22 protein-coding genes and 3 tRNA genes are annotated in these 26,757 nt (G+C 56.5%); 18 read left to right on the plus strand and 7 right to left on the minus strand.

The window, feature by feature from the left end; genetic code table 11:
• Nucleotides 1-969, minus strand: coding sequence for an archaetidylserine decarboxylase (gene asd, locus SOM40_RS01800; protein WP_166181378.1), 969 nt, complete (start codon nucleotides 967-969; stop codon nucleotides 1-3).
• A gap of 98 nt (nucleotides 970-1,067) precedes the next feature.
• Nucleotides 1,068-2,120: a small ribosomal subunit biogenesis GTPase RsgA gene (gene rsgA, locus SOM40_RS01805; protein WP_181247284.1), complete on the minus strand. Its 1,053-nt coding sequence runs from the start codon at nucleotides 2,118-2,120 to the stop codon at nucleotides 1,068-1,070.
• A gap of 107 nt (nucleotides 2,121-2,227) precedes the next feature.
• Between rsgA and orn the strand changes: the two genes are divergently transcribed.
• From orn to SOM40_RS01825, 4 genes are all read left to right on the plus strand, one after another.
• On the plus strand, nucleotides 2,228-2,773 hold the full coding sequence (gene orn, locus SOM40_RS01810; protein WP_106994037.1) for an oligoribonuclease: 546 nt from the start codon (nucleotides 2,228-2,230) through the stop codon (nucleotides 2,771-2,773).
• Nucleotides 2,774-2,970: 197 nt separating this feature from the next.
• Nucleotides 2,971-3,046 (plus strand) — tRNA-Gly (locus SOM40_RS01815).
• A gap of 150 nt (nucleotides 3,047-3,196) precedes the next feature.
• A tRNA-Gly gene (locus SOM40_RS01820) sits at nucleotides 3,197-3,272 on the plus strand.
• 36 nt (nucleotides 3,273-3,308) lie between these two features.
• Nucleotides 3,309-3,384 (plus strand) — tRNA-Gly (locus SOM40_RS01825).
• 271 nt (nucleotides 3,385-3,655) lie between these two features.
• Here the strand turns inward: SOM40_RS01825 and queG are convergent.
• Nucleotides 3,656-4,795, minus strand: coding sequence for a tRNA epoxyqueuosine(34) reductase QueG (gene queG, locus SOM40_RS01830; protein WP_312080185.1), 1,140 nt, complete (start codon nucleotides 4,793-4,795; stop codon nucleotides 3,656-3,658).
• Between queG and nnr the strand changes: the two genes are divergently transcribed.
• From nnr to rlmB, 13 genes are all read left to right on the plus strand, one after another.
• Nucleotides 4,794-6,320, plus strand: coding sequence for a bifunctional ADP-dependent NAD(P)H-hydrate dehydratase/NAD(P)H-hydrate epimerase (gene nnr, locus SOM40_RS01835; RefSeq protein WP_320529832.1), 1,527 nt, complete (start codon nucleotides 4,794-4,796; stop codon nucleotides 6,318-6,320). The genes queG and nnr overlap by 2 nt on opposite strands.
• A complete protein-coding gene (gene tsaE, locus SOM40_RS01840) occupies nucleotides 6,313-6,774 on the plus strand; it encodes a tRNA (adenosine(37)-N6)-threonylcarbamoyltransferase complex ATPase subunit type 1 TsaE (protein WP_106994040.1) in 462 nt (153 codons plus the stop codon). Before nnr ends, tsaE begins: the two co-directional genes overlap by 8 nt.
• Nucleotides 6,775-6,790: 16 nt before the next feature.
• Complete coding sequence (gene amiB / locus SOM40_RS01845) at nucleotides 6,791-8,125, plus strand: N-acetylmuramoyl-L-alanine amidase AmiB (RefSeq protein ID WP_166181381.1); 1,335 nt, start codon at nucleotides 6,791-6,793, stop codon at nucleotides 8,123-8,125.
• A gap of 9 nt (nucleotides 8,126-8,134) precedes the next feature.
• Nucleotides 8,135-9,982, plus strand: a complete 1,848-nt coding sequence (gene mutL, locus SOM40_RS01850) for a DNA mismatch repair endonuclease MutL (protein ID WP_320529833.1) — start codon at nucleotides 8,135-8,137, stop codon at nucleotides 9,980-9,982.
• Nucleotides 9,975-10,925 (plus strand): tRNA (adenosine(37)-N6)-dimethylallyltransferase MiaA, encoded by a 951-nt coding sequence (gene miaA, locus SOM40_RS01855; protein WP_166181383.1) that lies wholly within the window; start codon nucleotides 9,975-9,977, stop codon nucleotides 10,923-10,925. The genes mutL and miaA overlap by 8 nt, the downstream gene beginning before the upstream one ends.
• An 85-nt stretch (nucleotides 10,926-11,010) precedes the next feature.
• Entirely contained in the window at nucleotides 11,011-11,319 is a 309-nt protein-coding gene (gene hfq / locus SOM40_RS01860; RefSeq protein ID WP_032616179.1) for an RNA chaperone Hfq, read from the plus strand.
• Between the two features lie 77 nt (nucleotides 11,320-11,396).
• Nucleotides 11,397-12,677 carry a ribosome rescue GTPase HflX gene (gene hflX / locus SOM40_RS01865; protein WP_106994044.1) on the plus strand — a complete coding sequence of 427 codons (1,281 nt, stop codon included), beginning with the start codon at nucleotides 11,397-11,399 and terminating at the stop codon, nucleotides 12,675-12,677.
• 116 nt (nucleotides 12,678-12,793) lie between these two features.
• Nucleotides 12,794-14,050, plus strand: a complete 1,257-nt coding sequence (gene hflK / locus SOM40_RS01870) for an FtsH protease activity modulator HflK (protein ID WP_106994045.1) — start codon at nucleotides 12,794-12,796, stop codon at nucleotides 14,048-14,050.
• A 2-nt stretch (nucleotides 14,051-14,052) separates the two neighbouring features.
• A complete protein-coding gene (hflC, locus tag SOM40_RS01875; RefSeq protein ID WP_106994046.1) occupies nucleotides 14,053-15,054 on the plus strand; it encodes a protease modulator HflC in 1,002 nt (333 codons plus the stop codon).
• A 286-nt stretch (nucleotides 15,055-15,340) separates the two neighbouring features.
• The gene (locus tag SOM40_RS01880) at nucleotides 15,341-16,639 is read left to right on the plus strand and encodes an adenylosuccinate synthase (RefSeq protein WP_166181386.1); all 1,299 of its coding nucleotides are present in this window, start codon (nucleotides 15,341-15,343) and stop codon (nucleotides 16,637-16,639) included.
• Nucleotides 16,640-16,842: 203 nt separating this feature from the next.
• A complete protein-coding gene (nsrR, locus tag SOM40_RS01885) occupies nucleotides 16,843-17,268 on the plus strand; it encodes a nitric oxide-sensing transcriptional repressor NsrR (protein WP_166181387.1) in 426 nt (141 codons plus the stop codon).
• Between the two features lie 38 nt (nucleotides 17,269-17,306).
• Nucleotides 17,307-19,748 carry a ribonuclease R gene (rnr, locus tag SOM40_RS01890; protein WP_106994048.1) on the plus strand — a complete coding sequence of 814 codons (2,442 nt, stop codon included), beginning with the start codon at nucleotides 17,307-17,309 and terminating at the stop codon, nucleotides 19,746-19,748.
• 63 nt (nucleotides 19,749-19,811) lie between these two features.
• Entirely contained in the window at nucleotides 19,812-20,546 is a 735-nt protein-coding gene (rlmB, locus tag SOM40_RS01895; RefSeq protein WP_106994049.1) for a 23S rRNA (guanosine(2251)-2'-O)-methyltransferase RlmB, read from the plus strand.
• A gap of 124 nt (nucleotides 20,547-20,670) precedes the next feature.
• Here the strand turns inward: rlmB and SOM40_RS01900 are convergent, their stop codons facing one another.
• Nucleotides 20,671-21,960: an MFS transporter gene (locus tag SOM40_RS01900; RefSeq protein WP_166181390.1), complete on the minus strand. Its 1,290-nt coding sequence runs from the start codon at nucleotides 21,958-21,960 to the stop codon at nucleotides 20,671-20,673.
• Between the two features lie 183 nt (nucleotides 21,961-22,143).
• On the opposite strand from SOM40_RS01900, the gene SOM40_RS01905 reads away from it, so the two are divergent.
• Nucleotides 22,144-23,766 (plus strand): isovaleryl-CoA dehydrogenase, encoded by a 1,623-nt coding sequence (locus tag SOM40_RS01905; RefSeq protein ID WP_320529834.1) that lies wholly within the window; start codon nucleotides 22,144-22,146, stop codon nucleotides 23,764-23,766.
• 3 nt (nucleotides 23,767-23,769) lie between these two features.
• Here the strand turns inward: SOM40_RS01905 and SOM40_RS01910 are convergent, their stop codons facing one another.
• The 3 genes from SOM40_RS01910 to bsmA all read right to left on the minus strand — a co-directional run bounded on the left by SOM40_RS01910 (nucleotide 23,770) and on the right by bsmA (nucleotide 26,621).
• Nucleotides 23,770-25,695 carry a methyl-accepting chemotaxis protein gene (locus tag SOM40_RS01910; protein WP_166181392.1) on the minus strand — a complete coding sequence of 642 codons (1,926 nt, stop codon included), beginning with the start codon at nucleotides 25,693-25,695 and terminating at the stop codon, nucleotides 23,770-23,772.
• A gap of 172 nt (nucleotides 25,696-25,867) precedes the next feature.
• On the minus strand, nucleotides 25,868-26,155 hold the full coding sequence (yjfN, locus tag SOM40_RS01915; protein WP_106994053.1) for a DUF1471 family protease activator YjfN: 288 nt from the start codon (nucleotides 26,153-26,155) through the stop codon (nucleotides 25,868-25,870).
• Nucleotides 26,156-26,291: 136 nt separating this feature from the next.
• On the minus strand, nucleotides 26,292-26,621 hold the full coding sequence (gene bsmA / locus SOM40_RS01920; RefSeq protein WP_166181393.1) for a biofilm peroxide resistance protein BsmA: 330 nt from the start codon (nucleotides 26,619-26,621) through the stop codon (nucleotides 26,292-26,294).
• Between the last annotated feature and the right edge of the window lie 136 nt (nucleotides 26,622-26,757).

A 26,757-nucleotide genomic window follows, 5' to 3' on the forward strand; every position in this document is an offset into this window, starting at 1 on the left:
TTAGCTTTCGTCTTTTTTGTCATCAACCAGCGGGCTGGCTTCGAGTTCGGCGGCAATCTCTTCGTCGGACAGCGGGGCAGGCTCTGCGTCCGGGGTCACGAAGGTTTCCGTCGACACCGCCAGCGGCTGGCCGAGTTTGGTGACCGACAGGCTTTCGAGCTGCTCAACCAGCTTCACTTTACCCGGAGCAAACAGGTTGATGACGGTGGAGCCGAGCTTGAAGCGGCCCATCTCCTGGCCCTTCAGCAGCGCCACGGAGCCTTCGTTTTCACCTTCAGGCCAAGTCCAGCGTTTGATCACGCCTTCGCGCGGTGGCGTAACGGTTCCCGCCCAGACGGTCTCAATGCTGCCGACAATGGTGGCACCCACCAGAATCTGCGCCATTGGGCCAAACTCGGTATCGAACAGGCAGATAACGCGCTCGTTACGGGCAAAAAGGTTCGGCACGTTTTGCGCAGTCAGATGGTTTACCGAGAACAGATCGCCCGGAACGTAGATCATCTCCCGCAGAATGCCGTTGCACGGCATATGCACGCGGTGATAGTCGCGTGGCGACAGGTAGGTGGTGGCAAAGGAACCATTGCGGAACAGATCCGCCATCAGGTAGTTACCTGCCAGCAGGGCTTCCAGGCTGTAGTTATGGCCTTTGGCCTGCAGGATTTTGTCGTTTTCGATCGCGCCCAGCTGGCTGATCACGCCGTCAGCAGGCATTACCAGCACGTTCGGGTCGGTATTCAGCGGACGCACTTCATCACGCAGGGCACGCACAAAGAAATCGTTGAAGGTGCGGTAGCTGGCGGTATCCGGCTTCTGCGCCTCTTTCATGTCGACCTTGTAGTATTTCACGAACAGATCGATCACCAGCTTAGTCAGCCAGCCCGCTCGTTTGCTCGCGCCCCAGCCCGCCAGGCGAGTGAGCCACAGTTTCGGCAGAATGTATTGAAGCGAAAGTTTAAATGAGTTTAACAAGGTAGCCTCCAGGCCATTGTTTTGTCGTTCCTGATCCGGCTGCAGGAGAGCCGGAACCTGAAAAAAGGGGACGATTTTAGCGACGCTTAGCTTAGTTGTCAGTCATCAGATTCAGAAAAGCTTTTACGCGTTTTTACCTGCGCCATGCTTTCGAGAATATGGTGATAGTTTGCAAAACGGGTTTCCGCAATTTCACCGTTTTCGACCGCTGCACGAATGGCACAGCCAGGGTCGTTATCGTGCTTACAGTCACGGTATTTACACGCGCCTAAATAGTCGAGGAATTCGACAAAGCCGTTAAAGATTTGATCGGGCTCGAGATGCCACAGACCAAATTCACGCACCCCAGGGGAGTCGATCACGTCGCCGCCATGCGGGAAGTGATACAGGCGCGAGGCGGTGGTGGTGTGCTGACCCAGACCGGAGTTGTCAGAGACATCGTTGGTCAGGATCTCCTGCGGCAGACCAAGCAGGTTGTTCAACAGGCTGGATTTGCCCACGCCGGACTGACCGGCAAAAATGCTGATGCGATCGGTCAATGCCTCTTCGAGCGGCTTCAGGCCATCCTGCTTCCGGCTTGAGACCATCAGCACGCGATAGCCAATCTTGCGGTAGATATCCATCTGCTCATTAACGAAGTCCATGCCTTCGTCATCAAGCAGATCGATTTTGTTCAGGACAATCAGCGGCTCAACCTCGAGGGTTTCACAGGCGACGAGATAACGGTCGATAATATTCAGTGACAGTTCAGGCAGGATCGCAGAGACAATCACGATCTGATTGATGTTGGCGGCAATGGGTTTTACGCCGTCGTAGAAGTCGGGGCGCGTCAATACCGACGTGCGCTCATGCACGGCTTCCACGATGCCTTTCACCGTCACGCCTTCTGCGGCGGCTTTACCCGGACGCCAGACCACGCGGTCACCGGTGACCAGCGAGCGGATGGTGCGGCGGATATTGCAGCGGTGAACGTCGCCATCGCCCGATTCCACATCAGCATGCATACCGAAGCGGCTTATCACCACGCCTTCAGCGGGTTCGCCAAACAGGTTGTCGTCGTAATCGACCTTCTCCGAAGTGGTTTTAAGACGGCGCTGGTGATTGGCTTTCACGCGGCGCTGTTGCCCTTTGGAGAGTTTATTTTTACTCAATCGTGCTGGCTCCTGGTCGCCCATATTGGGCAAAACCTCTATGATACACACTAATTAATACTAGTTAACCTGCCACGGCCGGTTATACGAGAAGGGTGGAAAATAACATGAGTGCAGATGAAAACAATCTGATTTGGATCGATCTGGAGATGACCGGACTGGATCCCGAGCGCGATCGCATTATTGAGATCGCCACGTTGGTGACCGACGCGAACCTGAATGTGCTGGCGGAAGGGCCGACCATTGCCGTGCATCAGTCCGACGAGCAGCTGGCGCTGATGGATGACTGGAACGTGCGCACCCATACCGGCAGCGGGCTGGTGGAACGTGTTAAAGCCAGTACGCTGGGGGATCGTGAAGCCGAACTGGCCACCATTGAGTTCCTCAAGCAGTGGGTGCCGCAGGGCAAGTCACCGATCTGCGGTAACAGCATCGGTCAGGATCGCCGTTTCCTGTTTAAGTACATGCCGGAGCTGGAAGCGTACTTCCACTACCGTTATCTCGATGTCAGCACCCTGAAAGAGCTGGCCCGTCGCTGGAAGCCGGAGATGCTGGACGGTTTTAAGAAGCAGGGCACTCACCAGGCGATGGACGATATCCGCGAGTCGGTGGCGGAGCTGGCTTACTACCGCGAACATTTTATTAAATTGTAAGCTGCAGGCCCGGCGGGCAGCGCTTGTCGGGTCTAAATCGCTAAAACGATTTAAAAATGCGCAATGTGACGAATATTGCAGCACTTGAACTTAATTTATAAAAAATCGCTTTTTGGGGGGTTGCAGCAGAAAGGATTTCTCGTATAATGCGCCTCCCGTAACGACAGAGAATTCATCGTTACGACAGCACAGATTTTGCGGGAATAGCTCAGTTGGTAGAGCACGACCTTGCCAAGGTCGGGGTCGCGAGTTCGAGTCTCGTTTCCCGCTCCAAATCTTTCGCTGCGCAGTAAGACCACCAATCGCAGGATTTCAAGTTGCAACAAGGCGGCAACTGAACGAATCCTTGGGAGCTTACTAAAGTAAGTGACTAAGGTGAGTGAAGGCAGCCAACGCAGTGGCGGCTTGAAAGACAAAGATTAAGCGGGAATAGCTCAGTTGGTAGAGCACGACCTTGCCAAGGTCGGGGTCGCGAGTTCGAGTCTCGTTTCCCGCTCCAAAATTTGAAAGGTATCGCAAGATACGCACCACCCAAGCGGGAATAGCTCAGTTGGTAGAGCACGACCTTGCCAAGGTCGGGGTCGCGAGTTCGAGTCTCGTTTCCCGCTCCAAATTTTTTACTCCTCTTCCAGATATCCACAGCGGCAAGCCCCGCCGGGGATGATTTGTTTCATTTCTGACAAACTCTTCTTAACAGACTTATCCACAGCTTTGCTATTTTTCAGCGAATAGCCAAATACTTCGCCTGATGAATAGTAACTTTATAATCTGTTGAAAATAATAAAGAAAATTTCATTTCAAAATGTTAAGCCGATCACTTGACCTGTAGCCGGGCCCGGACTAACTCTGGCTTTTAAATTTTATTCACAGCCTGTGGAAACATCATGCATCGCGTGGTAGCCCTTTTTCGACCACCCGTACCAGCCTGATTTTCTGCGGTAATTGTACCTCTACAACGCAGGCGTTTCGTTTGGCGATTTGCTGCGCAACCGCCCACTCTATGTGCTCATCAAGAAGTGGGTGCTCACCTCTGCGACTTTCCAGGGCCTGAATATTGGCTTCGTCCCAGGGGGCATTTCCCAGCGCGACCGCAATATTTCGCAGCCAGCGCAGATGTCCGATGCGGCGAATAGCCGATCCCTCCGTCACCTTCAGAAACCAGGCTTCGCTCCAGGCAAACAGCTCCAGAAGCGGCGGCGCGTGCAGAGCCTTACGCGGGCTGAAGTCGTCCTCCTCCGTTAACTGTGAATAACGGTTCCACGGGCAGATCAGCTGGCAGTCATCGCAGCCGTATATGCGGTTGCCAATTAACGGCCGAAACTCTTCCGGGATGGCCCCTTCCAGTTCGATAGTCAGGTAGGAGATGCAGCGGCGGGCATCGACGGTGTAAGGCTCAACGATGGCCCCGGTGGGGCAGATGGTCATGCAGGCCACGCAGCGTCCGCAGCCGTCTTCGACCGGTTTATCCACCGGTAAAGGGAGGTCAATCAGTAATTCACCGAGGAAGAAGAAGGAGCCAGCATCGCGGCTGAGGATAAGTGAGTGCTTACCTGTCCAGCCAAGCCCTGCTTTTTCAGCCAGCGGGCGTTCAAGAACAGGCGCGGAATCGACAAAGGGTCTAAAATTCAGCGTGGCGCACTGCTGCTGGATCATTTCCCCGAGCTTTTTGAGTCGGTTACGCAGCAGTTTATGATAATCACGTCCGAGGGCATAACGGCTGACGTACCCCAGCGTGGGGTCTTTCAGCGTACTGGCAAAGGCTGCCCGGGCGGGAAGATAATTCATACGCACGCTGATCACGCGCAGGGTCCCCGGCAACAGTTCATGCGGACGGGCGCGCATCATGCCGTGACGCGCCATCCACTCCATTTCGCCGTGGTATTGATTATCCAGCCATGCCTGGAGTTTTGGCTCACTGGCAGAGAGATCGGTATCGGTGATACCCACATGTTGAAAACCAAGCTCAGCGCCCCACTGTTTAATGTTTTGCGCTAACTGATTGAGATCGAGGGGCTGTGACATGACGGACCATACTGTGAAGAAAAACCCCGCAAGTATACCACATTCTGTCTGGCCAGCGGAGGCGCTACGTCGCATCGAAAAAGAGGCGGCAGACAGCATCGGCATGACCCTTTATAAGCTGATGCAGCGTGCAGGCGAGGCCGCTTTTGCCGTTGCCCGCACGGCTTACCCGCAGAGCAGACACTGGTTGATCCTGTGCGGCCATGGCAACAACGGCGGCGATGGCTATGTGGTGGCCCGACTGGCGCTCGCCGCAGGCATTACCGTCACGCTGCTGGCGCTGGAGAGCGATAAACCCCTCCCCGAAGAGGCGACAAAAGCGCGGGAAACCTGGCTGGAGGCGGCAGGCGTTATCCATGCCGCGGAGTCGGTCTGGCCCGAAGGCATCGATCTGATTGTCGATGGTCTGCTGGGAACCGGTTTACGCAGCGCGCCACGCAATCAGGTTGCCAGATTAATCACGCAGGCCAACCAGCATCCGGCCCCCGTCGTCTCGCTGGATGTCCCCTCCGGGCTGAACGCGCAGACCGGCACCACGCCCGGCGAAGTGATCCACGCCGACCATACGGTGACCTTTATCGCTCTTAAACCCGGCCTGCTGACCGGGAAAGCGCGTGATGTCGTCGGGGCGTTGCACCATAACGCCCTCGGGCTGGAGGGCTGGCTCGCCGGGCAAGAGACGGCACTCAGCCGCTTTGATGCCGCGCAGCTGGCACACTGGCTTCCACCGCGCCGTCCCACCTCTCATAAAGGCGATCACGGGCGTCTGGTCATTATCGGCGGCGACCACGGCACCGCAGGTGCTATCCGCATGACCGGCGAAGCGGCGTTACGGACGGGAGCGGGGCTGGTGCGTGTCCTGACCCGCCGCGAAAATATAGCCCCCATTGTCACCGCCCGGCCTGAGCTAATGGTGCACGAACTGACAGCCGAGGCGCTGGATAAGAGCCTGCAGTGGGCCGATGTGGTGGTGATTGGCCCCGGTCTGGGTCAGGAGCCGTGGGGTAAAGAGGCGTTACGTAAGGTTGAGAGCTTTCGGCACGCCATGCTGTGGGACGCTGACGCGCTGAACCTTCTGGCAATCAATCCGGATAAACGTCACAATCGCATCCTGACGCCGCACCCCGGTGAGGCCGCGCGTCTGCTTAACTGCAGCGTTGCAGAAATTGAAAGTGATCGCTTACATTCTGCCCAGCGTCTGGTAAAACGTTACGGTGGTGTGGTGGTGCTGAAAGGCGCTGGCACCATCGTCGCCAGCGAGGGCGGCTTTGCAGGTATCATTGATGTCGGCAATGCCGGCATGGCGAGCGGCGGTATGGGCGATGTGCTTTCCGGTATTATCGGGGCGTTGCTCGGACAGAAACTGGCGCTTTATGATGCCGCCTGCGCAGGCTGCGTCGCCCACGGTGCAGCCGCCGATCGGCTGGCTGACCAGTATGGCACGCGCGGTATGCTGGCAACCGATCTTTTTGACACGCTGCGGCGTGTTGTTAACCCGGAAATAATTGACGTAGAAAATGATTAATCGAGTGATCCCTTTACCCGACGAACAGGCAACTTTAGATCTCGGCCAGCGCGTGGCGCAGGCCTGCGAGGGCGCAACCGTCATTTATCTGTATGGCGACCTTGGCGCGGGTAAGACCACCTTTAGCCGGGGCTTCTTACAGGCGCTGGGGCATCAGGGAAACGTGAAAAGCCCGACCTATACGCTGGTTGAGCCCTACACCCTCGACAACCTGATGGTGTACCACTTCGATCTCTATCGCCTTGCCGACCCTGAAGAGCTGGAATTTATGGGGATCCGTGACTATTTCGCCAACGATGCTATTTGCCTCGTAGAGTGGCCGCAGCAGGGAACAGGCGTCTTGCCTGACCCGGATGTTGAAATTCACCTGGAGTATCAGGCGCAAGGGCGTGAAGCCCGCGTCACTGCTGTCTCCGCATCAGGTAACTCCATACTGGCGCGGTTAGCCGGTTAAAAGAAGAGATAACGGGATGATTAATCGCGTTAAAAGTTGGTTGATGGCTGCAACGGTGCTGTTTTGTGCCCAGGCCGGGGCGGCAACGCTGTCCGATATTCAGGTCTCAAACGGCGATAATCAGGCCAGGATCACCTTCAGCTTTATGGGCGATCCAGAGTATGCGTTTTCGCAGGACGATAAGCGCAGCGTCGCGCTGGATATTAAACAGACCGGCGTCATCAAAGGGTTACCGCTGCAGTTTAGCGGCAATAATCTGGTGCACCGCATTCGTTCCGGTACGCCGAAAGACGATCAGTCCCTGCGTCTGGTGGTTGATTTAACGCAGAACGGTAAGACCCGGGCGGTGAAGCAGCAGAACGGCGCCAACTATATGGTGATCTTCACCATCAATGCCGATGCACCGCCGCCTCCGCCACCACCGCCGGTAGTAGCGAAGCGGGTGGAAGCGCCTGTTGTGGCACAGCGCCCGTCAGAGCCGGCCCGCAATCCGTTTAAAACCGGCAGCGATCGGATTACCAGCGTTACCAGTAGCAACACGGTGACGCGTCCGGCAGCCCAGGCGCGCCAGACAACCGGCGACAAAGTCATTATTGCGATTGATGCCGGACACGGTGGCGATGATCCTGGCGCCATCGGGCCGGGCGGGACGCGTGAGAAGAACGTGACCATCGCCATCGCCCGTAAGCTGCGGACCTTGCTGAATGACGACCCGATGTTTAAAGGCGTGTTAACCCGCGATGGCGATTATTTTATCTCGGTCATGGGCCGGTCTGACGTGGCGCGCCAGCAGAACGCTAACTTCCTCGTCTCTGTGCATGCCGATGCAGCTCCCAACCGCAACGCGACGGGAGCATCCGTATGGGTGCTTTCCAACCGTCGTGCTAACAGCGAAATGGCAAACTGGCTTGAGGAACATGAAAAGCAATCCGAGCTGTTAGGCGGGGCAGGCGACGTACTGGCGAACAGCCAGTCGGATCCCTACCTGAGCCAGGCGGTACTGGATTTACAGTTCGGCCATTCCCAGCGTGTCGGGTATGATGTGGCGACTAACGTCCTGAATCAGCTGCAAAGTGTCGGTTCTCTGCACAAACGCCGCCCGGAACATGCCAGCCTGGGCGTGCTGCGTTCGCCGGATATCCCGTCCATTCTGGTGGAAACGGGCTTTATCAGTAATCACGGTGAAGAGCGCCTGCTGGGCAGCGACAGCTACCAGCAGCAGATTGCCGAGGCGATTTATAAAGGCCTGCGCAAGTATTTTGATTCGCATCCGCTCCAGTCTGCACCGCAGGGTGGCGCGGGGCAGACCGCCAGCGCCGTATTACCGGGCGAGTCGACCTCGACCAACTAAGGAGATTTCATGCCGATTCAGGTTCTGCCGCCGCAGCTTGCGAACCAAATCGCCGCCGGTGAGGTGGTAGAACGCCCTGCGTCGGTGGTGAAAGAGCTGGTGGAAAACAGTCTTGATGCGGGCGCGACCCGCATCGACATTGATATTGAACGCGGCGGCGCGAAACTCATCCGCATCCGTGATAACGGCTGCGGCATCAAAAAAGAGGAGCTGGCCCTGGCGCTGGCCCGTCACGCCACCAGCAAAATCGCCTCCCTCGACGACCTCGAAGCCATTATCAGCCTCGGTTTTCGCGGCGAAGCGCTGGCCAGTATCAGCTCCGTCTCCCGCTTAACGCTCACCTCCCGCACCGCAGAACAGCCGGAAGCCTGGCAGGCCTACGCCGAAGGCCGGGATATGGACGTGACGGTCAAACCTGCCGCGCACCCGGTGGGCACCACGCTGGAAGTGCTGGACCTGTTCTACAACACCCCCGCGCGGCGCAAGTTTATGCGCACCGAGAAAACCGAATTCGGTCATATCGACGAGATTATTCGACGCATCGCGCTGGCGCGTTTCGATGTCACCATCAACCTGAGCCATAACGGCAAGATGATGCGTCAGTACCGCGCCGTGGCGCAGGGCGGGCAGAAAGAGCGTCGGCTGGGCACCATTTGCGGTACGCCGTTTCTGGAACAGGCGCTGGCTATTGAGTGGCAGCATGGCGATCTGACCCTGCGCGGCTGGGTGGCGGATCCAAAAGCCAGCAGCGCGGCATTTGCGGAGATCCAGTATTGCTACGTCAACGGACGTATGATGCGCGACCGCCTGATCAACCATGCCATCCGCCAGGCGTGCGAGGATAAACTCGGTGCCGGAGAGCAGCCCGCTTTTGTGCTGTATCTGGAGATCGACCCGCATCAGGTGGATGTGAATGTCCATCCGGCGAAGCATGAAGTGCGTTTTCATCAGTCGCGGCTGGTGCATGACTTTATCTACCAGGGCGTGCTGAGCGTATTGCAGCAGCAGGCCGACCCGACTCTGCCGCTGAGTAACGTGGAGCCTGCGCCGCGGACGATCCCGGAAAACCGCGTTGCGGCGGGCAAAAACCAGTTTGCTGAACCGGCTGTCGCCCGTGAACCTGCCGCCCCGCGCTTTGCATCCGGCGGCTCAGCTTCCCGGACCTCAGGTGCCAGCTATCCCCATGCCCAGCCGGGCTATCAGAAGCAGGCGGGCGCGGTCTATCGCACCTTGCTCGATACCCCGGCGCCTGCCCAGAAAACAGAAGATGTCGCACCTGCAACCTCTACGCTGGTAGGGCATAGCCAGAGTTTTGGTCGGGTACTGACCATCGTATCACCGGATGCGGCCCTGCTGGAGCGTGACGGCCAGCTGGCGCTGTTGTCCCTGCCGATAGCCGAGAGCTGGTTAAAACAGGCGCAGCTTGCACCTGGTCCACAGCAGGCCTGCGCCCAGCCGCTGCTGATCCCGGTGCGGATAAAAATCTCGGCGCAAGAGACGCAGATCATCCAGCGTTATCAAACGGCGCTGGCTGAAATGGGCATCGAGGTAGTGACCGAAGCGCACCATGTCACGCTTCGGGCGGTGCCTTTACCCTTACGCCAACAAAATTTACAAAACTTGATTCCTGAACTGATAGGCTACCTGGCGCAACAGACGACGTTTGATGCCGCCAACACCGCACAGTGGATCGCCCGCCAGTTGGCCAGCGAACATTCGACGTGGAGTATGGCGCAGGCGATTACGGTGCTGGCGGAGGTCGAACGCCTCTGCCCGCAGCTGGTAAAAGCGCCGCCGGGTGGTTTATTGCAACCTGTAGATCTACAAACGGCTAAGAACGCCCTGAAAAATGAGTGACTTGAGTAATACCAGCCTGCCTAAGGCGATATTTTTGATGGGGCCAACGGCCTCCGGTAAAACCGCGTTAGCCATTGAGTTACGTAAAGTTTTGCCAGTAGAGTTGATTAGCGTTGATTCCGCCCTTATTTATCAGGGGATGGATATTGGTACGGCAAAGCCTAACGCAGACGAGTTACGCGCGGCCCCGCACCGATTACTGGATATTCTTGACCCGGCGCAGGCCTATTCGGCGGCAGATTTTCGTCGCGATGCGCTGGCGCAGATGGCAGAGATCACCGCAGCAGGGCGTATTCCCCTGTTAGTGGGTGGAACCATGCTCTATTTCAAAGCCTTACTGGAAGGGTTATCGCCGTTGCCATCGGCAGACCCTGCGGTTAGAGCAAAGATTGAGCAACAGGCGGCAGAGCAGGGATGGGGTGCGCTGCATGAGCAACTGGCTGAGATCGATCCGGTTGCCGCAGCACGTATTCATCCAAATGATCCGCAAAGGCTTTCCCGGGCACTGGAAGTTTTTTTCATTTCGGGTAAAACTTTAACGGAACTGACGCAAACGTCAGGAGAGGCTCTGCCGTATCAGGTGCATCAGTTCGCCATCGCCCCGGCGAGCCGTGAACTGCTCCATCAGCGAATTGAGCAGCGTTTTCATCAGATGTTAGCTTCAGATTTTGAAGCAGAAGTGCGGGCGCTATTTGCCCGTGGAGATTTGCATACGGACATGCCTTCCATTCGTTGTGTGGGTTATCGCCAGATGTGGTCATACATTGAAGGTGAAATTTCACATGATGAAATGGTTTATCGAGGTATTTGCGCCACGAGACAGTTGGCGAAACGCCAGATGACCTGGTTGCGCGGTTGGGATGGTATCCACTGGTTAGACAGTGAAAAGCCCCAACAGGCGTTACATGATCTATTACAGGTTGTTGGTGATATCGCAGACTGAATGTGTACAATTAAGTCGTATCGTGCGCAATTTTTCAGAATCGCAAGGTTCTAAGTACAAAACAAGCATATAAGGAAAAGATAGAATGGCTAAGGGGCAATCTTTACAAGATCCGTTCTTGAACGCACTGCGTCGTGAACGTGTTCCAGTTTCTATTTATTTGGTGAATGGTATTAAGCTGCAAGGTCAAATTGAGTCTTTCGATCAGTTCGTGATCCTGTTGAAAAACACGGTCAGCCAGATGGTCTACAAGCACGCGATTTCTACTGTTGTTCCGTCTCGTCCAGTATCTCATCACAGCAATAACGCTGGCGGCGGTTCCAGTAACTACCATCATGGCAGCAACGCGCAGGGTTCTTCTGCGCCTGCGCAGGACAGTGAAGAAACCGAATAAGGTTACTGGCTGTTATTTCCATATCGGGGAGCCAGATTTTCTGCGTTCCCCGCTGATCTTTTTTGAGAGGTTTACGCTTGTTTGACCGTTATGATGCCGGTGAGCAGGCGGTGCTGGTACACATCTATTTTTCGCAAGACAAAGATATGGAAGATCTCCAGGAGTTTGAAGCTCTGGTCTCTTCCGCCGGTGTCGAAGCAATGCAGGTGATTACCGGTAGCCGTAAAGCGCCGCACCCAAAGTATTTTGTTGGTGAAGGTAAAGCAGTAGAGATTGCGGATGCCGTTAAAGCGACTGGCGCATCAGTCGTGCTTTTTGATCACGCCCTGACACCGGCCCAGGAACGCAACCTGGAACGTCTGTGCGAATGTCGCGTTATCGATCGAACGGGTTTGATTCTGGACATTTTTGCTCAACGTGCACGTACCCATGAAGGGAAACTGCAGGTCGAGCTGGCGCAGTTGCGCCATCTGGCAACGCGCCTGGTGCGCGGCTGGACACACCTTGAAAGACAGAAAGGCGGGATTGGTTTGCGTGGCCCGGGTGAAACCCAGCTCGAAACCGACCGTCGCTTGCTGCGTGGCCGTATAACCCAGATCCTCTCACGACTTGAAAAAGTTGAGAAGCAACGTGAGCAGGGGCGCCGCTCCCGACAGAAAGCAGACATTCCAACGGTGTCGCTGGTCGGTTATACCAACGCCGGTAAATCCACCCTGTTTAACCAGATCACTGAGGCCCAGGTGTATGCCGCAGACCAGCTGTTTGCGACCCTGGATCCGACGCTGCGCCGCATTGATGTGACGGACGTCGGTGAAACCGTGCTGGCGGATACCGTTGGGTTTATCCGTCATCTGCCGCACGACCTGGTGGCCGCATTTAAAGCCACCCTGCAGGAGACCCGTCAGGCGACGCTGCTGTTGCACGTCATTGACGCTGCGGATGTCCGCCTGCAGGAAAACATCGATGCAGTGAATATCGTGCTGGAAGAGATTGATGCGCACGAGATCCCAACGCTGCTGGTGATGAACAAAATCGATATGCTGGATGGCTTTGAGCCGCGTATCGACAGGGATGAAGAGAACATACCGATTCGGGTCTGGCTTTCTGCCCAGACCGGTGTTGGTGTACCACTGCTTTTCCAGGCCTTAACAGAACGTCTTTCCGGTGAAGTGGCTCAGCACACGCTGCGTCTACCCCCCGAGGAAGGCCGACTGCGCAGCCGTTTTTATCAGCTTCAGGCGATAGAAAAAGAGTGGATGGAGGATGACGGCAGCGTGGGGTTGCAAGTGCGTATGCCGATCGTTGACTGGCGTCGCCTCTGTAAACAAGAACCTGCGCTGGTCGACTACGTCGTCTGACCGGATAGGAGATGCCTGAAGGTTTTTGCCCTTTGGGATACCCGAATCGCAATGGATGCTCCGGCATGCCAGGCGTTTGAAGGTATATCACCGCATAACAAATATGGAGCACATACATGGCGTGGAATCAGCCCGGTAATAACGGACAAGACCGCGACCCGTGGGGGAGCAGCAATAATCAAGGCGGCAACTCCGGGGGAAATGGCAACAAAGGTGGTCGCGAGCAGGGGCCACCCGATCTGGATGATATCTTCCGCAAGCTGAGTAAAAAGCTGGGCGGTCTTGGCGGTGGTAAAGGCACTGGCGGCGGTACTGGCCAGGGGCCGCGTCCTCATATGGGCGGTCGCGTGGTGACTATTGTTGCGGCTGCAGCGGTAATTATCTGGGCTGCCAGCGGGTTCTACACCATCAAAGAAGCCGAGCGCGGTGTTGTCACCCGTTTTGGTAAGTTCAGCCATCTGGTTGAGCCAGGCCTGAACTGGAAACCTACCTTCGTTGATAACGTGCGCGCCGTTAACGTTGAGTCGGTACGTGAACTGGCGGCGTCCGGCGTAATGCTGACGTCCGATGAGAACGTCGTCCGCGTTGAGATGAACGTGCAGTACCGTGTCACCGATCCGCAGCACTACCTGTTTAGCGTGACCAGCGCGGACGACAGTCTGCGTCAGGCTACCGACAGCGCCCTGCGCGGCGTAATCGGCAAATACACCATGGACCGCATTCTGACCGAAGGTCGTACCGTTATTCGTAGCGATACCCAGCGTGAGCTGGAAGAGACCATTCGTCCGTACAACATGGGTATCACCCTGCTGGACGTCAACTTCCAGGCTGCTCGTCCGCCGGAAGAGGTGAAAGCGGCATTTGATGATGCGATTGCTGCCCGTGAAAACGAACAGCAGTACATCCGTGAAGCGGAAGCGTACATCAACGAAGTCCAGCCGCGTGCAAACGGTCAGGCACAGCGTATTCTCGAAGAAGCGCGCGCCTATAAGACTCAGACCGTTCTCGAAGCTCAGGGTGAAGTGGCGCGTTTTGCGAGACTGCTGCCTGAATATAAAGCCGCACCGGAAATTACCCGTGAGCGTCTGTATATCGAGACCATGGAAAAAGTGCTGAGCCACACCCGTAAGGTGCTGGTGAATGACAGCAAAAATGGCAACCTGATGGTTCTGCCGCTGGATCAGATGCTGAAAGGCGGGAATGCGAGTGGTGCAAAGGCCAATAACAGCGGAGCGAATGAGCTGTTGCGTCTGCCGCCAGCGTCGACTGGCAACACCAGAGCCAATACCACCTCTTCTTCAAGCGATGGTGACATCATGGACCAACGCCGCGCCAACGCGCAGCGTAACGACAACCAGCGTCAGGGGGAATAACGATGCGTAAGTCAGTTATTGCGATCATCATCATCGTGCTGGTCGTGCTTTATACCTCTATTTTTGTGGTTAAAGAGGGCGAGCGCGGTATTACCCTGCGTTTTGGCAAAGTTCTGCGTGACAGCGAAAACAAACCGCTGGTTTACGAGCCGGGTCTGCACTTTAAGATCCCGATGATCGAATCGGTTAAAACGCTGGATGCCCGTATCCAGACCATGGATAACCAGGCCGATCGCTTCGTGACCAAAGAGAAGAAAGACCTGATTGTCGACTCTTACATCAAGTGGCGCATCAGCGATTTCAGCCGTTACTACCTGGCGACCGGCGGCGGTGACGTCTCCCAGGCCGAAGTGCTGCTGAAACGTAAGTTCTCTGACCGTCTGCGTTCTGAAATTGGTCGTCTGGATGTGAAAGACATCGTTACCGACTCCCGTGGTCGTCTGACCCTGGAAGTACGCGATGCCCTGAACTCCGGCTCTGCGGGCACGGAAGATGAAGTGACCACGCCAGCGGCTGACGACGCGATCGCCAAAGCGGCTGAACGTGTTCAGGCTGAAACCAACGGCAAAGTGCCGGTGATCAACCCGAACAGTATGGCTGCGTTAGGTATCGAAGTGGTTGACGTACGTATTAAGCAGATCAACCTGCCGACCGAAGTGTCCGAAGCGATTTACAACCGTATGCGCGCTGAGCGTGAAGCGGTAGCTCGTCGCCATCGTTCACAGGGTCAGGAAGAGGCTGAGAAGCTGCGTGCAACCGCAGACTATGAAGTGACTAAAACGCTGGCAGAAGCTGAGCGTCAGGGTCGTATCCAGCGTGGTGAAGGTGATGCCGAAGCCGCGAAACTGTTCGCCGACGCGTTCAGCCAGGATCCAGACTTCTATGCCTTTATCCGTAGCCTGCGTGCCTATGAAAGCAGCTTCCAGAGCAATCAGGATGTGATGGTACTCAGCCCGGATAGCGATTTCTTCCGCTACATGAAATCACCGACGACAAGCCGCTAATTTTACGGTTTGAAGACGACAATGGCGCCTCTCGGGGCGCCATTTTTTTGTGACTCTGAGGCCCAAATTCTGAAGATGCTATAAAGGCGTTTGTCATTCCAACCAGCGTAATCGCTGATAGCGCCGCACCGCTTGTGATGAAAAACGGCTCTTCACACAACATATTGAGGTAATCGATTAATTGGTGATGAACCCGGCAAGTTCGACGAAATTTGTATACAAAAAAAGCTGAACATCATCAAAACCGATGGTAGAATCCATTTTTAAGCAATCGGTGATTTTGAAAATGGGTAACAACGTCGTCGTACTGGGCACCCAATGGGGTGACGAAGGTAAAGGGAAGATCGTCGATCTTCTGACTGAACGTGCTAAATTTGTTGTACGCTATCAGGGTGGTCACAACGCGGGCCATACTCTCGTAATCAACGGTGAAAAAACCGTCCTCCATCTTATTCCATCAGGCATTCTTCGTGACAATGTGACCAGCATCATCGGTAACGGTGTTGTGCTGTCTCCTGCTGCGCTGATGAAAGAGATGAAAGGCCTGGAAGACCGTGGCATCCCGGTTCGCGAACGTCTGCTGCTCTCTGAAGCCTGCCCGCTGATCCTCGACTACCACGTTGCGCTGGACCTGGCACGTGAAAAAGCGCGCGGCGCGAAAGCGATCGGTACTACCGGTCGTGGTATCGGCCCGGCTTACGAAGATAAAGTTGCCCGTCGCGGTCTGCGTGTTGGCGACCTGTTCGACAAAGCTACCTTTGCTGAAAAACTGAAAGAAGTGATGGAATATCACAACTTCCAGCTGGTGAACTTCTACAAAGTTGACGCGGTTGACTACCAGAAGGTACTGGACGATGTAATGGCCGTTGCCGACATCCTGACCGGTATGGTTGTTGATGTGTCCGATCTGCTGGACCAGGCGCGCAAGCGTGGCGATTTCGTCATGTTTGAAGGTGCGCAGGGTACGCTGCTGGATATCGACCACGGTACTTATCCGTACGTGACCTCCTCTAACACCACCGCAGGTGGCGTGGCAACCGGCTCTGGCCTGGGTCCACGTTATGTGGATTACGTTCTGGGTATCATCAAAGCTTACTCCACTCGCGTGGGTGCAGGTCCGTTCCCGACCGAGCTGTTTGATGAAACCGGCGAGTTCCTCTGTAAGCAGGGTAACGAGTTTGGCGCGACCACCGGTCGTCGTCGTCGTACCGGCTGGCTGGATGCAGTTGCTGTGCGCCGTGCGGTGCAGATCAACTCCCTGTCTGGCTTCTGCCTGACCAAACTGGACGTCCTGGACGGCCTGAAAGAAGTGAAAATCTGTGTTGCCTACCGTATGCCGGATGGCCGCGAAGTGACTACCACTCCGCTGGCAGCTGACGACTGGCAGGGCATCGAGCCGATCTACGAAACCATGCCAGGCTGGTCTGAAACCACCTTCGGCGTGAAAGAGCGTAGCGGCCTGCCACAGGCGGCACTGGATTATATCCAGCGCATTGAAGAACTGACCGGTGTGCCGATTGATATTATCTCTACCGGCCCGGACCGTAGTGAAACGATGATTCTGCGCGACCCGTTCGACGCATAATGATGGTTTTGCCCGGCGGCGCTGCGCTTGCCGGGCCTACAGACCTCCATCGTAGGCCGGATAAGCAACGCGCATCCGGCCTTTTCTTTCTCCTTCCCGCCTTTCAGTTCAAATAAATTAGCCGCCAACTATCTGGCTGGTTTATCATCATTAATGAATATCTCTGCGGATATACCGCGATTTACCCTTTTCCTGAGGTTGATGTGCAGTTAACAAGTTTCACCGATTACGGATTACGCGCGCTGATCTACATGGCGTCGTTACCTGAAGGGAAGATGACCAGTATCTCTGAGGTGACAGAGGTGTACGGCGTGTCCCGTAATCATATGGTCAAGATAATCAATCAACTTAGCCGTGCCGGATACGTTGCTGCCGTCCGCGGGAAAAATGGCGGCATTCGCCTCGGTAAACCGGCACAGAGTATTCGTGTTGGTGATGTGGTACGCGAACTGGAGCCATTAACTCTGGTGAACTGTAGCAGCGCGTTCTGCCACATTACGCCCGCCTGTCGTCTGAAACAGGCGCTTTCAAAGGCCGTGCAAAGTTTTCTCATGGAGCTGGATAACTACACGCTGGCCGATTTGGTTGAAGAGAATCAACCGCTGTATAAATTATTGCTGGTGGAATGAAGAAAATTTCCACCGGAGATGACAACGGAGGAACCGCTATGTCACAAGATCCTTTCCAGGAACGCGAAGCTGAAAAATACGCTAATCCTATCCCAAGCCGCGAGTTCATCATTGAACACTTAACCAAACGCGAAAAACCCGCTAATCGTGAAGAACTTGCCGTTGAATTAAACATTGAAGGCGAAGAGCAGATTGAAGCCCTACGCCGTCGTCTGCGCGCCATGGAGCGCGACGGACAACTGGTCTTTACTCGCCGCCAGTGCTATGCCCTGCCAGAACGCCTCGACCTGCTGAAAGGCATGGTGATTGGTCACCGGGATGGTTTCGGCTTCCTGCGCGTCGAAGGCCGCAAGGACGATCTCTATCTCTCCTCTGAACAGATGAAGATGTGCATTCACGGCGACCAGATCCTGGCCCAGCCGCTGGGTGCCGACCGTAAAGGCCGTCGTGAGGCACGCGTGGTACGCGTGCTGGTGCCAAAAACCAGCCAGATCGTGGGCCGCTACTTCACCGACGCCGGCGTCGGTTTTGTGGTGCCGGACGACAGCCGTCTGAGCTTTGATATCCTTATTCCACCGGAAGAGGTGATGGGCGCGCGGATGGGCTTTGTGGTGGTCGTTGAACTGACCCAGCGTCCGACCCGCCGTACCAAAGCGGTCGGTAAGATTGTCGAAGTGCTGGGCGATAACATGGGCACCGGCATGGCCGTGGACATGGCGCTGCGCACCCACGAAATCCCATACGTCTGGCCAAAAGCGGTTGAAGAGCAGGTTGAAGGCCTGAAAGAGCAGGTCCCGGAGTCGGCGAAAGCGGGCCGTGTGGATCTGCGTAGCCTGCCGCTGGTCACCATCGATGGCGAAGACGCCCGTGACTTTGATGACGCTGTCTACTGCGAGAAAAAACGCGGCGGCGGCTGGCGTCTGTGGGTGGCCATTGCGGATGTGAGCTATTACGTCCGCACAGGTACCCCGCTGGATGGTGAAGCCCGCAACCGTGGCACCTCGGTCTACTTCCCGTCCCAGGTCGTGCCGATGCTGCCGGAAGTGCTCTCCAACGGTTTGTGCTCCCTCAACCCGCAGGTTGACCGTCTGTGCATGGTGTGTGAAATGACCATCTCCACCAAAGGGCGTTTAACCGGCTACAAATTCTATGAAGCGGTGATGAGTTCACATGCTCGCCTGACCTACACCAAAGTGTGGCACATGCTGCAGGGTGACCAGGATCTGCGTGAACAGTATGCGCCGCTGGTGAAGCACATCGAAGAGCTGCATAACCTCTATAAAGTGCTGGATCAGGCGCGTGAAGAGCGCGGCGGGATCTCCTTTGAGAGCGAAGAGGCGAAGTTCATCTTCAACGCCGAGCGCCGCATCGAGCGGATCGAACAGACCCAGCGTAACGATGCCCACAAGCTGATTGAAGAGTGCATGATCCTGGCCAACATCTCGGCGGCACGCTTCGTTGAGAAAGCCAAAGAGCCAGCGCTGTTCCGTATTCACGACAAACCGACCACCGAAGCCATTACCTCGTTCCGTACCGTACTGGCGGAGCTGGGCCTTGAACTGCCGGGCGGCAACAAGCCGGAGCCGCGCGATTACGCCGAGCTGCTGGAGTCCATCGCCGATCGCCCTGACGCCGAAATGCTGCAAACCATGCTGCTGCGCTCCATGAAGCAGGCGATTTACGATCCGGAAAACCGCGGTCACTTTGGCCTGGCATTGCAGTCTTATGCCCACTTTACCTCGCCGATCCGTCGTTACCCGGACCTCTCCCTGCACCGCGCTATTAAATATCTGCTGGCGCAGGAGCAGGGTCATAAAGGCAACACCACGGAAACCGGGGGTTACCACTACTCCATGGAAGAGATGCTGCAGCTGGGCCAGCACTGTTCGATGGCGGAACGCCGGGCGGATGAAGCCACGCGTGACGTCGCTGACTGGCTGAAGTGTGACTTCATGCTGGATCAGGTTGGGAACGTGTTTAAAGGCGTGATTGCCAGCGTCACCGGTTTTGGCTTCTTTGTCCGTCTTGATGAACTCTTTATTGATGGCCTGGTGCATGTCTCCTCCCTGGATAACGACTACTACCGTTACGATCAGGTTGGGCAGCGTCTGACCGGCGAATCCAGCGGCCAGACTTACCGTCTGGGCGATCGCGTGGAAGTGAAGGTTGAAGCCGTCAATATGGATGAGCGTAAGATTGATTTCAGCCTGATCTCCAGCGAACGTGCGCCGCGCAACGTGGGTAAAACCGCACGCGACCATGCGAAGAAAGGGGCGGCTGGCAAAACCAGCGGCAAGCGTCGTCAGACCGGTAAGAAGGTGAACTTCGAGCCGGACAGCGCCTTCCGTGGCGAGAAAAAACAGAAGCCGAAGGCCGCGAAGAAAGAAGCCAGAGCAGCGAAAAAACCGTCGGACAAAACCCAGAAAATCGCCGCCGCGACCAAAGCGAAGCGCGCAGCGAAGAAAAAAGTATCGGAATAATTTTCCCTGACCTTGATCCTCTCCCTTTCGGGAGAGGAGAACAGTAATTAATGAGAATCATCAATGAGTGAAATGATTTACGGCATCCACGCGGTGCAGGCCCTGCTGGAGCGCGCACCGGAGCGTTTTCAGGAAGTCTTTATTCTGAAAGGGCGTGAAGACAAACGCCTGATGCCGCTGATCCACGCCCTGGAAGCGCAGGGTGTGGTGATCCAGCTGGCGAACCGTCAGTATCTGGATGAGAAAAGCGAAGGTGCGGTGCACCAGGGGATCATCGCCCGCGTCAAGCCGGGTCGCCAGTACCAGGAAAACGATCTGCCGGATCTCATCGCCACCCTGGATAACCCGTTCTTCCTGATCCTCGACGGCGTGACCGATCCGCACAACCTCGGTGCCTGCCTGCGTAGCGCCGATGCCGCGGGTGTTCACGCGGTGATCGTGCCGAAAGATCGCTCTGCACAGCTCAACGCCACGGCCAAAAAAGTGGCCTGCGGCGCAGCGGAAAACGTGCCGCTGATCCGCGTAACCAACCTGGCGCGCACCATGCGTCAGCTGCAGGAAGAGAATATCTGGATCGTCGGCACCGCCGGTGAAGCGGACCATACTCTGTTCCAGAGCAAAATGACCGGCCGTCTGGCACTGGTGATGGGCGCGGAAGGGGAAGGTATGCGTCGTCTGACCCGCGAGCACTGCGACGAGCTGATCAGCATTCCGATGGCGGGCAGCGTCTCGTCCCTGAACGTCTCTGTGGCAACCGGCATCTGCCTGTTCGAAGCGGTGCGCCAGCGCGGGAAATAAACAGCAAGGCCTTCTTTGAAGGCCTTTAGTGTTTTCTCCCTCTCCCCGTGGGAGAGGGTTGGGGTGAGGGCACCAGACGGTGATCGTCCTGGCCGGGTAAGCGCAGCGCCACCCGGCACATACCTCACTCCTCCAGCGACCGCAAATGGTCATCCTTTCTTAACGTCATCAGCGCAAAAATACTCACCACCGCCGTCGCCATCACGTAATAGGCCGGAATATCCAGATTCCCCGTCTCTTTTATCAGTCCGGTAATAATTAAGCCCGCACAGCCCGAGAAGATGGCATTCGACAGCGAATAGGCCAGCCCCAACCCGGTATAGCGCACCCGCGTCGGGAACATCTCTGACAGCATGGCCGGTCCTGGCCCTGCCAGCATCCCCACCAGGCCACCTGCAATCAGCACCACTATCGCTTTCACCGCCAGTGTGCTGGACTCCGCCTGCAGGATTTTCAGCAGCGGCAGGGCGAGGATCAGCAGCAGAACGGCGGCAATCACCATCACCGTGCGGCGGCCGATACGATCGCTCAACATCCCTGAGGGAATAATGGTCAGCGCAAAGCCGATATTGGAGATCACCGCTATCAGCAGCGCCTGGTTAAAGCCGGTGTGCAGGGCCGACTGCAGGTAGGCGGGCATGATCACCAGATAGGTATAACCTGCGGCAGACCAGACCATCACCCGGCCGATCCCCATCACGATAGCTTTCAGCGTGTCGCTGGTGCGGGCTTTCGCCACTACCGGTTTGGTTTGCTGCTTCACGAAGCTCGGCGTCTCTTCCATGCTCACCCGCAGCCACAGGGCCACCGCCCCCAGCGGCAGGGCGATAAAGAACGGGATGCGCCAGCCCCAGTCATGCAGGGCTTCTGGCGTCAGCAGGGCCGAGAGCAATGCCACGATCCCTGCGCCGGCCAGCAGCCCCAGCGCAACGGTAAAGGACTGCCAGGCGCCGTACAGCCCGCGTTTGCCGCGCGGGGCGAACTCGGTCATCAGCGATACCGCGCCGCCATACTCACCACCCGCGAACAGCCCCTGCAGGATCCGCAGGCCGGTGATGATCAGCGGGGCGGCAATACCAATGCTGGCATACACCGGTACCAGACCAATCGCCGCCGTGGCCAGGGTCATCATCACCAATACGATGATAAGGGTGGGCTTACGCCCGATACGATCCCCGATCCGACCGAAGACGATGGCGCCTAATGGACGGAAGAAAAAGGCGATGGCAAACGAGGCGTAGGTGAGGATCAGGCTGGTCAGTCCCGCCTCACCGCTGAGCTGGAAAAAGTTTTTTGCAATCACGGTGGCCAGAAAACCATACACCGCAAATTCGTACCATTCGATAAAGTTACCGATTGAGCCTGCAACTAATGCGCGCTTGTGGGCATCCGGCGCCCGCTGAGTGGATTGCATCGTTATTCTCTCCATGAGGTTAAGAATAAATTATTCACTATAAAAGCCGGTATGAAATTTATTATTCGCCCAATCTGTGACCAGACTCACGCCTGGAGAGGGCGAAATTTTGTGCCCGCTGCCGTGCAGCGTCTGCCCGGTCTGTCCATAATTACCTCATTGCCATAGAAGGAGGGATACATTATGCACTGGCAGACGCACACGGTTTTTAATCAGCCTGCGCCACTCACCAACAGCAACCTTTTTCTTTCCGATCGTGCCCTGTGTGAAGCGGTCAGCCGTGAAGGCGCTGACTGGGACGCGGAGCTGCTCGCCAGTATTGGTCAGCAGCTGGGTACGGCAGAATCGCTGGAACTGGGCCGCCTTGCTAACGCCAATCCGCCCGAGCTGCTGCGCTTTGACGCCAGCGGTGCCCGGCTGGACGATGTGCGCTTTCATCCCGCGTGGCACCTGCTGATGCAGGGGTTGTGCGCTAACCGGGTGCATAACCTGGCGTGGGAAGAGGAGGCGCGAAAAGGGGCCTTCGTGGCCCGCGCGGCGCGTTTTATCCTGCATGCGCAGGTGGAGGCCGGCACGCTTTGCCCGATCACCATGACCCATGCCGCCACGCCGTTGCTGCAGCAGGCGCTACCGCGCATGTTCCATGACTGGCTGACGCCGCTCCTTAGCGACCGGTATGACTCCCATCTGGCTCCGGGCAACCAGAAGCGCGGCCTGTTGATTGGCATGGGGATGACGGAGAAGCAGGGCGGATCGGATGTTCTCAGCAACACCACCCGGGCAGAGCGCTGCGGCGACGGCAGCTACCGGCTGGTGGGCCATAAGTGGTTTTTCTCGGTGCCGCAAAGCGATGCGCATCTGGTACTGGCGCAGGCCGAAGGCGGCCTGTCGTGCTTCTTCGTTCCCCGTTTTCTGCCTGACGGTTTGCGCAATGCCGTCCATCTGGAGCGTCTGAAAGACAAGCTGGGCAACCGCTCCAACGCCAGCAGCGAAGCTGAGTTTCTTGAGGCCACCGGCTGGCTGCTGGGCGAAGAGGGGGAAGGAGTGCGCCAGATCCTGAAGATGGGCGGACTTACCCGCTTCGACTGTGCGCTCGGCAGTCACGGCCTGATGCGCCGGGCCTTCTCGGTGGCGTTGTATCATGCTCACCAGCGGCAAACCTTTGGCAAAAACCTGATCGATCAGCCGCTGATGCGCGATGTGTTAAGCCGCATGGCGCTGCAGCTGGAGGGACAAACGGCGCTCCTGTTCCGCCTGGCGCGGGCCTGGGATCGCCGGGATAACGAGCACGACGCCCTGTGGGCACGGCTGTTTACCCCGGCCGCGAAACTGGCGATTTGTAAAGCCGGGATCCCGTTCGTCGCGGAAGCGATGGAGGTGTTGGGTGGTATCGGCTATTGCGAAGAGAGCGAGCTGCCGCGTATCTACCGGGAGATGCCGGTCAACAGCATCTGGGAAGGCTCGGGCAATATTATGGGGCTGGACGTGCTGCGGGTGCTGGCGAAGCAGCCTGCGGTGATGGATCTGCTGGCCGAGGATTTTGCCGGCGTGAAGGGGCAGGATCGGCACTTCGATCGCAGCTGGCGCCAGTTACAGCAGAAGCTGCGTAAACCCCAGGAGGCACAGGGCAGGGAGATCGCCCGGCAGATCTTCCTGCTGGGCGCGGGGGCACAGATGTTGCGCCATGCGTCACCGCCGGTGGCGCAGGCCTGGTGTCGTGAAATGCTTGACGCTCGTGGAGGATCCCTGCTCAGCGAGCAGGTCCAGGACAACCTGCTGCTGCGCGCCACGGGCGGTGTAGCCTGACTCTTACAGGCGGAACAGGCTGACCAGATCGGTCAGGTGGGAACCCTTTCCGCGGAGAACCTGTGCCGTCTGTTCGCTGCGTGAGACGCGATCGGCGTTGATGTGCGACGCTTCGCCGATATGCGTCATCGCCAGGTTCACCTGACCGATACCTGCCGACTGCTCGCGGGAGGCATGGTTAATCTCCGTGACCAGCTGGTTGATATTGTCGATGTGCTCGATGATGCTCTCCATCGCATGCCGGGTCTGCTCCGACAGGGCGTGGCCCTCGCTCACCTTGCTGAGCGTATCGCCAATCAGCTGCTCAATCTCCTTCACCGCGTTGGCGCTACGCGCTGCCAGGGCGCGCACTTCCTGAGCCACCACGGCAAAGCCTTTACCGTGCTCGCCCGCCCGGGCGGCTTCGACGGCGGCGTTCAGGGCCAGGATATTGGTCTGGAAAGCGATACCTTCAATCACCCGCGTAATGGCTTCGATACGTTTCGATGCTTCGCGAATATCATCCATGGTAGCGACAGCATTGCTGACGGTCTCCCCGCCCTGATGCACCGCCCGTGAGGTTTCGCCTACCAGCTGCTGGGTCTGCTCCATATTGGCCGCGTTCTGCTGCACGCTGGCCGCCAGCTGCTCCATACTGGCGGAGGTCTCTTCCACGCTACTGGCCTGCTTGTTGATCTGCTCAGAGATCTCACCGGTATCCGCCGCCAGGGCGTTGGTTCCCTGATGGATATCCCCTGCGGCTTCACGCACCTGCAGCACGATTTTTTGCAGCCCGCCGCCAATGCCGTTGATGGCATTGATCAGCTGACCCACCTCATCCTGACGGGTAGCAGGCAGAGTGTTGCGCAGATCGCCTGCAGCATACTGTTCTGCCAGACCAATCACATCGCGCAGCGGACGTGAAAGCCAGCGGCGGATAATAAATGCGAACAGCATGGCGAAGAGTGCGGACAGGACGACGCCGGCCAGCAGGAAGCGATCGCGCAGGCTGGTAACGTCGGCCAGCAGGACGGATTTATCCACCTCTCCCACTATCGTCCAGTTCCAGCCCGGAAGCGGCGTCCAGGCCATAATCAGCGTACGACCATCGGCGCTCTGGCGCTCCAGGGTGCCGGATTTATCCGCCAGCAGCTGCTGCTGAACGTCGTTCTCCCATTTCGGCAACTGCCCCTCTTCTGCGCTATGGAACAGGTACTGGCCGTGATTTTTGCCATGACTGCGGTCCAGCACAAAGAAGTGGCCGCTCTCGCCCAGGCGGCGGCTGAGGATCTTCTCGCGCATGACGTTCCACGAGTGGGTAATGTCGACCCCGACGAAGATGATGGCGATCACCTGTCCGCCCGCATCCTTAACCGGTTGATACTGGGTGATGTAGCGTTTGCCGAACAGCAGGGCGAGGCCGCGATAGACCTCACCTTTGCTGACCACCGCCCAGGCCGGGCTGGCGTGATCCAGTACCGTACCGATGGCCCGGTCGCCGTTCTCTTTACGCAGGGAGGTTGCCACGCGGACAAAGTCGTCGCCGCTGCGGACAAACAGCGTAGCGATGGCCCCGGTACGATTCAGAAAATCATCGGGCGTGGTGTTGTTCTCATGGAGTTCCGTCTCACCGCCTTTCAGCAGCGGGACGTTCTGACCGTTGATGGTGCGGGTCTGGCTGGCATCAATGGTCAGCGGTTGCGGCAAAAAGGTGGTGAACAGGCGGGTATAGCTCTCCACCTCTTCGGTGAGGCTGGTATTGAACATCTGCACCATATCCACCACGCCGGTAGACTGGTTATGCAGGTCTTCTATGGCCAGCGATTCGAGTTTTTGACTGGTGTTATAGCTCAGGAGAAAAGTGAACAGCAGAAAGAGTGTGGCAACACTCAAGCCGGTAAGCAGCGATAGCTTGGTGCCCAGACCTGCACGGCGAAAAAAGTTGATCATAAATTGCTCATTGCTAAAAAGGTAACGCTTTTCAACGGCAGAGCGGGGATAACATTTATTAGCTTTATGTAACAAAATGTTACGGTATTGTCTCGAGGTAGTAGCGACAAGGATAATAGAATTGTAAATATTAAAAAGCCACTCTTTTTTAGTGGCTTTTTATGGGCGCTTTTCAGGCGTAGAGAATGGCTTGTACCCGCCAGCGATTGACATGGCTATCTTCCTGCATGGTAATAATGCGATACCAGGATGCTCCCTGTTCATCTGCTTTTAGCGCAATCATGCGCTCGACATCCTGCGGACTCCCTGAGATATCATTTACGGAAATCAGTCCAATTTCATTCAAACCCGTCACACAATCAGCGCTGGCAAATTCGGCTGACTGTGCGGCAGTACTCACCAGACCGGCTGAGAGTAACAGTGAGGTCAAAGCAAGAGATCGTTTCATCGTCAGCTCCATTTTACGTGTCCCCGGTATCCGCCGGGCAATCCTTCGCTAATAAACTCATTTCCATTGCCGCAGGCATGGAGTTTATTGTGGACAGGAATACGTCTATGGACGCAAAGCAGTGTAAATGTCGTTTAAATACCGCTCGTTATTTACGGTATAAAATGGCCTGCGAGTACCATTGTCCTGTCACGATAGTTTCATCGATAAGGATGATGACGTAATAATCTGCTTTCGCGGCGACGGCTTTTGCTTTAATGGCATCTTCCACATCGGCGGGAGAGCCTCGCTCAAGTGCGGTGACGGTACCCATCCGCTGTAATCCTTCCGTCTGATTACGGCGAATTTCTTGTGGGTGGTCGGCAACCGGAGGTGCAGGCTGTGGCGTGCCTTCCAGGACGCTACATCCGCCCAATACCAGCATCAGCAATAAAGCAGCAAACCTTCGCATAACCATATCTCGTTTCCTGATAGCCATAGTGTAGAACTCTGTTGATTTAGGATTGGGGGAATGTTCCCAAATTGTTAGCTGTGGCGTAAATTTCGAATGAAAATTGTGCGAAAGCGTAATCCAGTTCTCAACATTTTAAATCACCCTTTAGCATGAGGCCTTT

The sequence above is a fragment of the Leclercia sp. CFBP8987 genome (genome assembly GCF_034044995.2).
Classification (GTDB): domain Bacteria; phylum Pseudomonadota; class Gammaproteobacteria; order Enterobacterales; family Enterobacteriaceae; genus Enterobacter; species Enterobacter tamurae.

Coding starts and splice junctions, on each gene's coding strand:
- hflK (WP_106994045.1), top strand. CDS start 12,794: ATGGCGTGGAATCAGCCCGGTAATAACGGACAAGACCGCGACCCGTGG.
- orn (WP_106994037.1), top strand. CDS start 2,228: ATGAGTGCAGATGAAAACAATCTGATTTGGATCGATCTGGAGATGACC.
- rnr (WP_106994048.1), top strand. CDS start 17,307: ATGTCACAAGATCCTTTCCAGGAACGCGAAGCTGAAAAATACGCTAAT.
- amiB (WP_166181381.1), top strand. CDS start 6,791: ATGATTAATCGCGTTAAAAGTTGGTTGATGGCTGCAACGGTGCTGTTT.
- SOM40_RS01900 (WP_166181390.1), bottom strand. CDS start 21,960: ATGCAATCCACTCAGCGGGCGCCGGATGCCCACAAGCGCGCATTAGTT.
- hflC (WP_106994046.1), top strand. CDS start 14,053: ATGCGTAAGTCAGTTATTGCGATCATCATCATCGTGCTGGTCGTGCTT.
- miaA (WP_166181383.1), top strand. CDS start 9,975: ATGAGTGACTTGAGTAATACCAGCCTGCCTAAGGCGATATTTTTGATG.
- tsaE (WP_106994040.1), top strand. CDS start 6,313: ATGATTAATCGAGTGATCCCTTTACCCGACGAACAGGCAACTTTAGAT.
- rlmB (WP_106994049.1), top strand. CDS start 19,812: ATGAGTGAAATGATTTACGGCATCCACGCGGTGCAGGCCCTGCTGGAG.
- hfq (WP_032616179.1), top strand. CDS start 11,011: ATGGCTAAGGGGCAATCTTTACAAGATCCGTTCTTGAACGCACTGCGT.
- SOM40_RS01910 (WP_166181392.1), bottom strand. CDS start 25,695: ATGATCAACTTTTTTCGCCGTGCAGGTCTGGGCACCAAGCTATCGCTG.
- yjfN (WP_106994053.1), bottom strand. CDS start 26,155: ATGGAGCTGACGATGAAACGATCTCTTGCTTTGACCTCACTGTTACTC.
- SOM40_RS01880 (WP_166181386.1), top strand. CDS start 15,341: ATGGGTAACAACGTCGTCGTACTGGGCACCCAATGGGGTGACGAAGGT.
- bsmA (WP_166181393.1), bottom strand. CDS start 26,621: ATGGCTATCAGGAAACGAGATATGGTTATGCGAAGGTTTGCTGCTTTA.
- SOM40_RS01905 (WP_320529834.1), top strand. CDS start 22,144: ATGCACTGGCAGACGCACACGGTTTTTAATCAGCCTGCGCCACTCACC.
- mutL (WP_320529833.1), top strand. CDS start 8,135: ATGCCGATTCAGGTTCTGCCGCCGCAGCTTGCGAACCAAATCGCCGCC.
- queG (WP_312080185.1), bottom strand. CDS start 4,795: ATGTCACAGCCCCTCGATCTCAATCAGTTAGCGCAAAACATTAAACAG.
- nnr (WP_320529832.1), top strand. CDS start 4,794: ATGACGGACCATACTGTGAAGAAAAACCCCGCAAGTATACCACATTCT.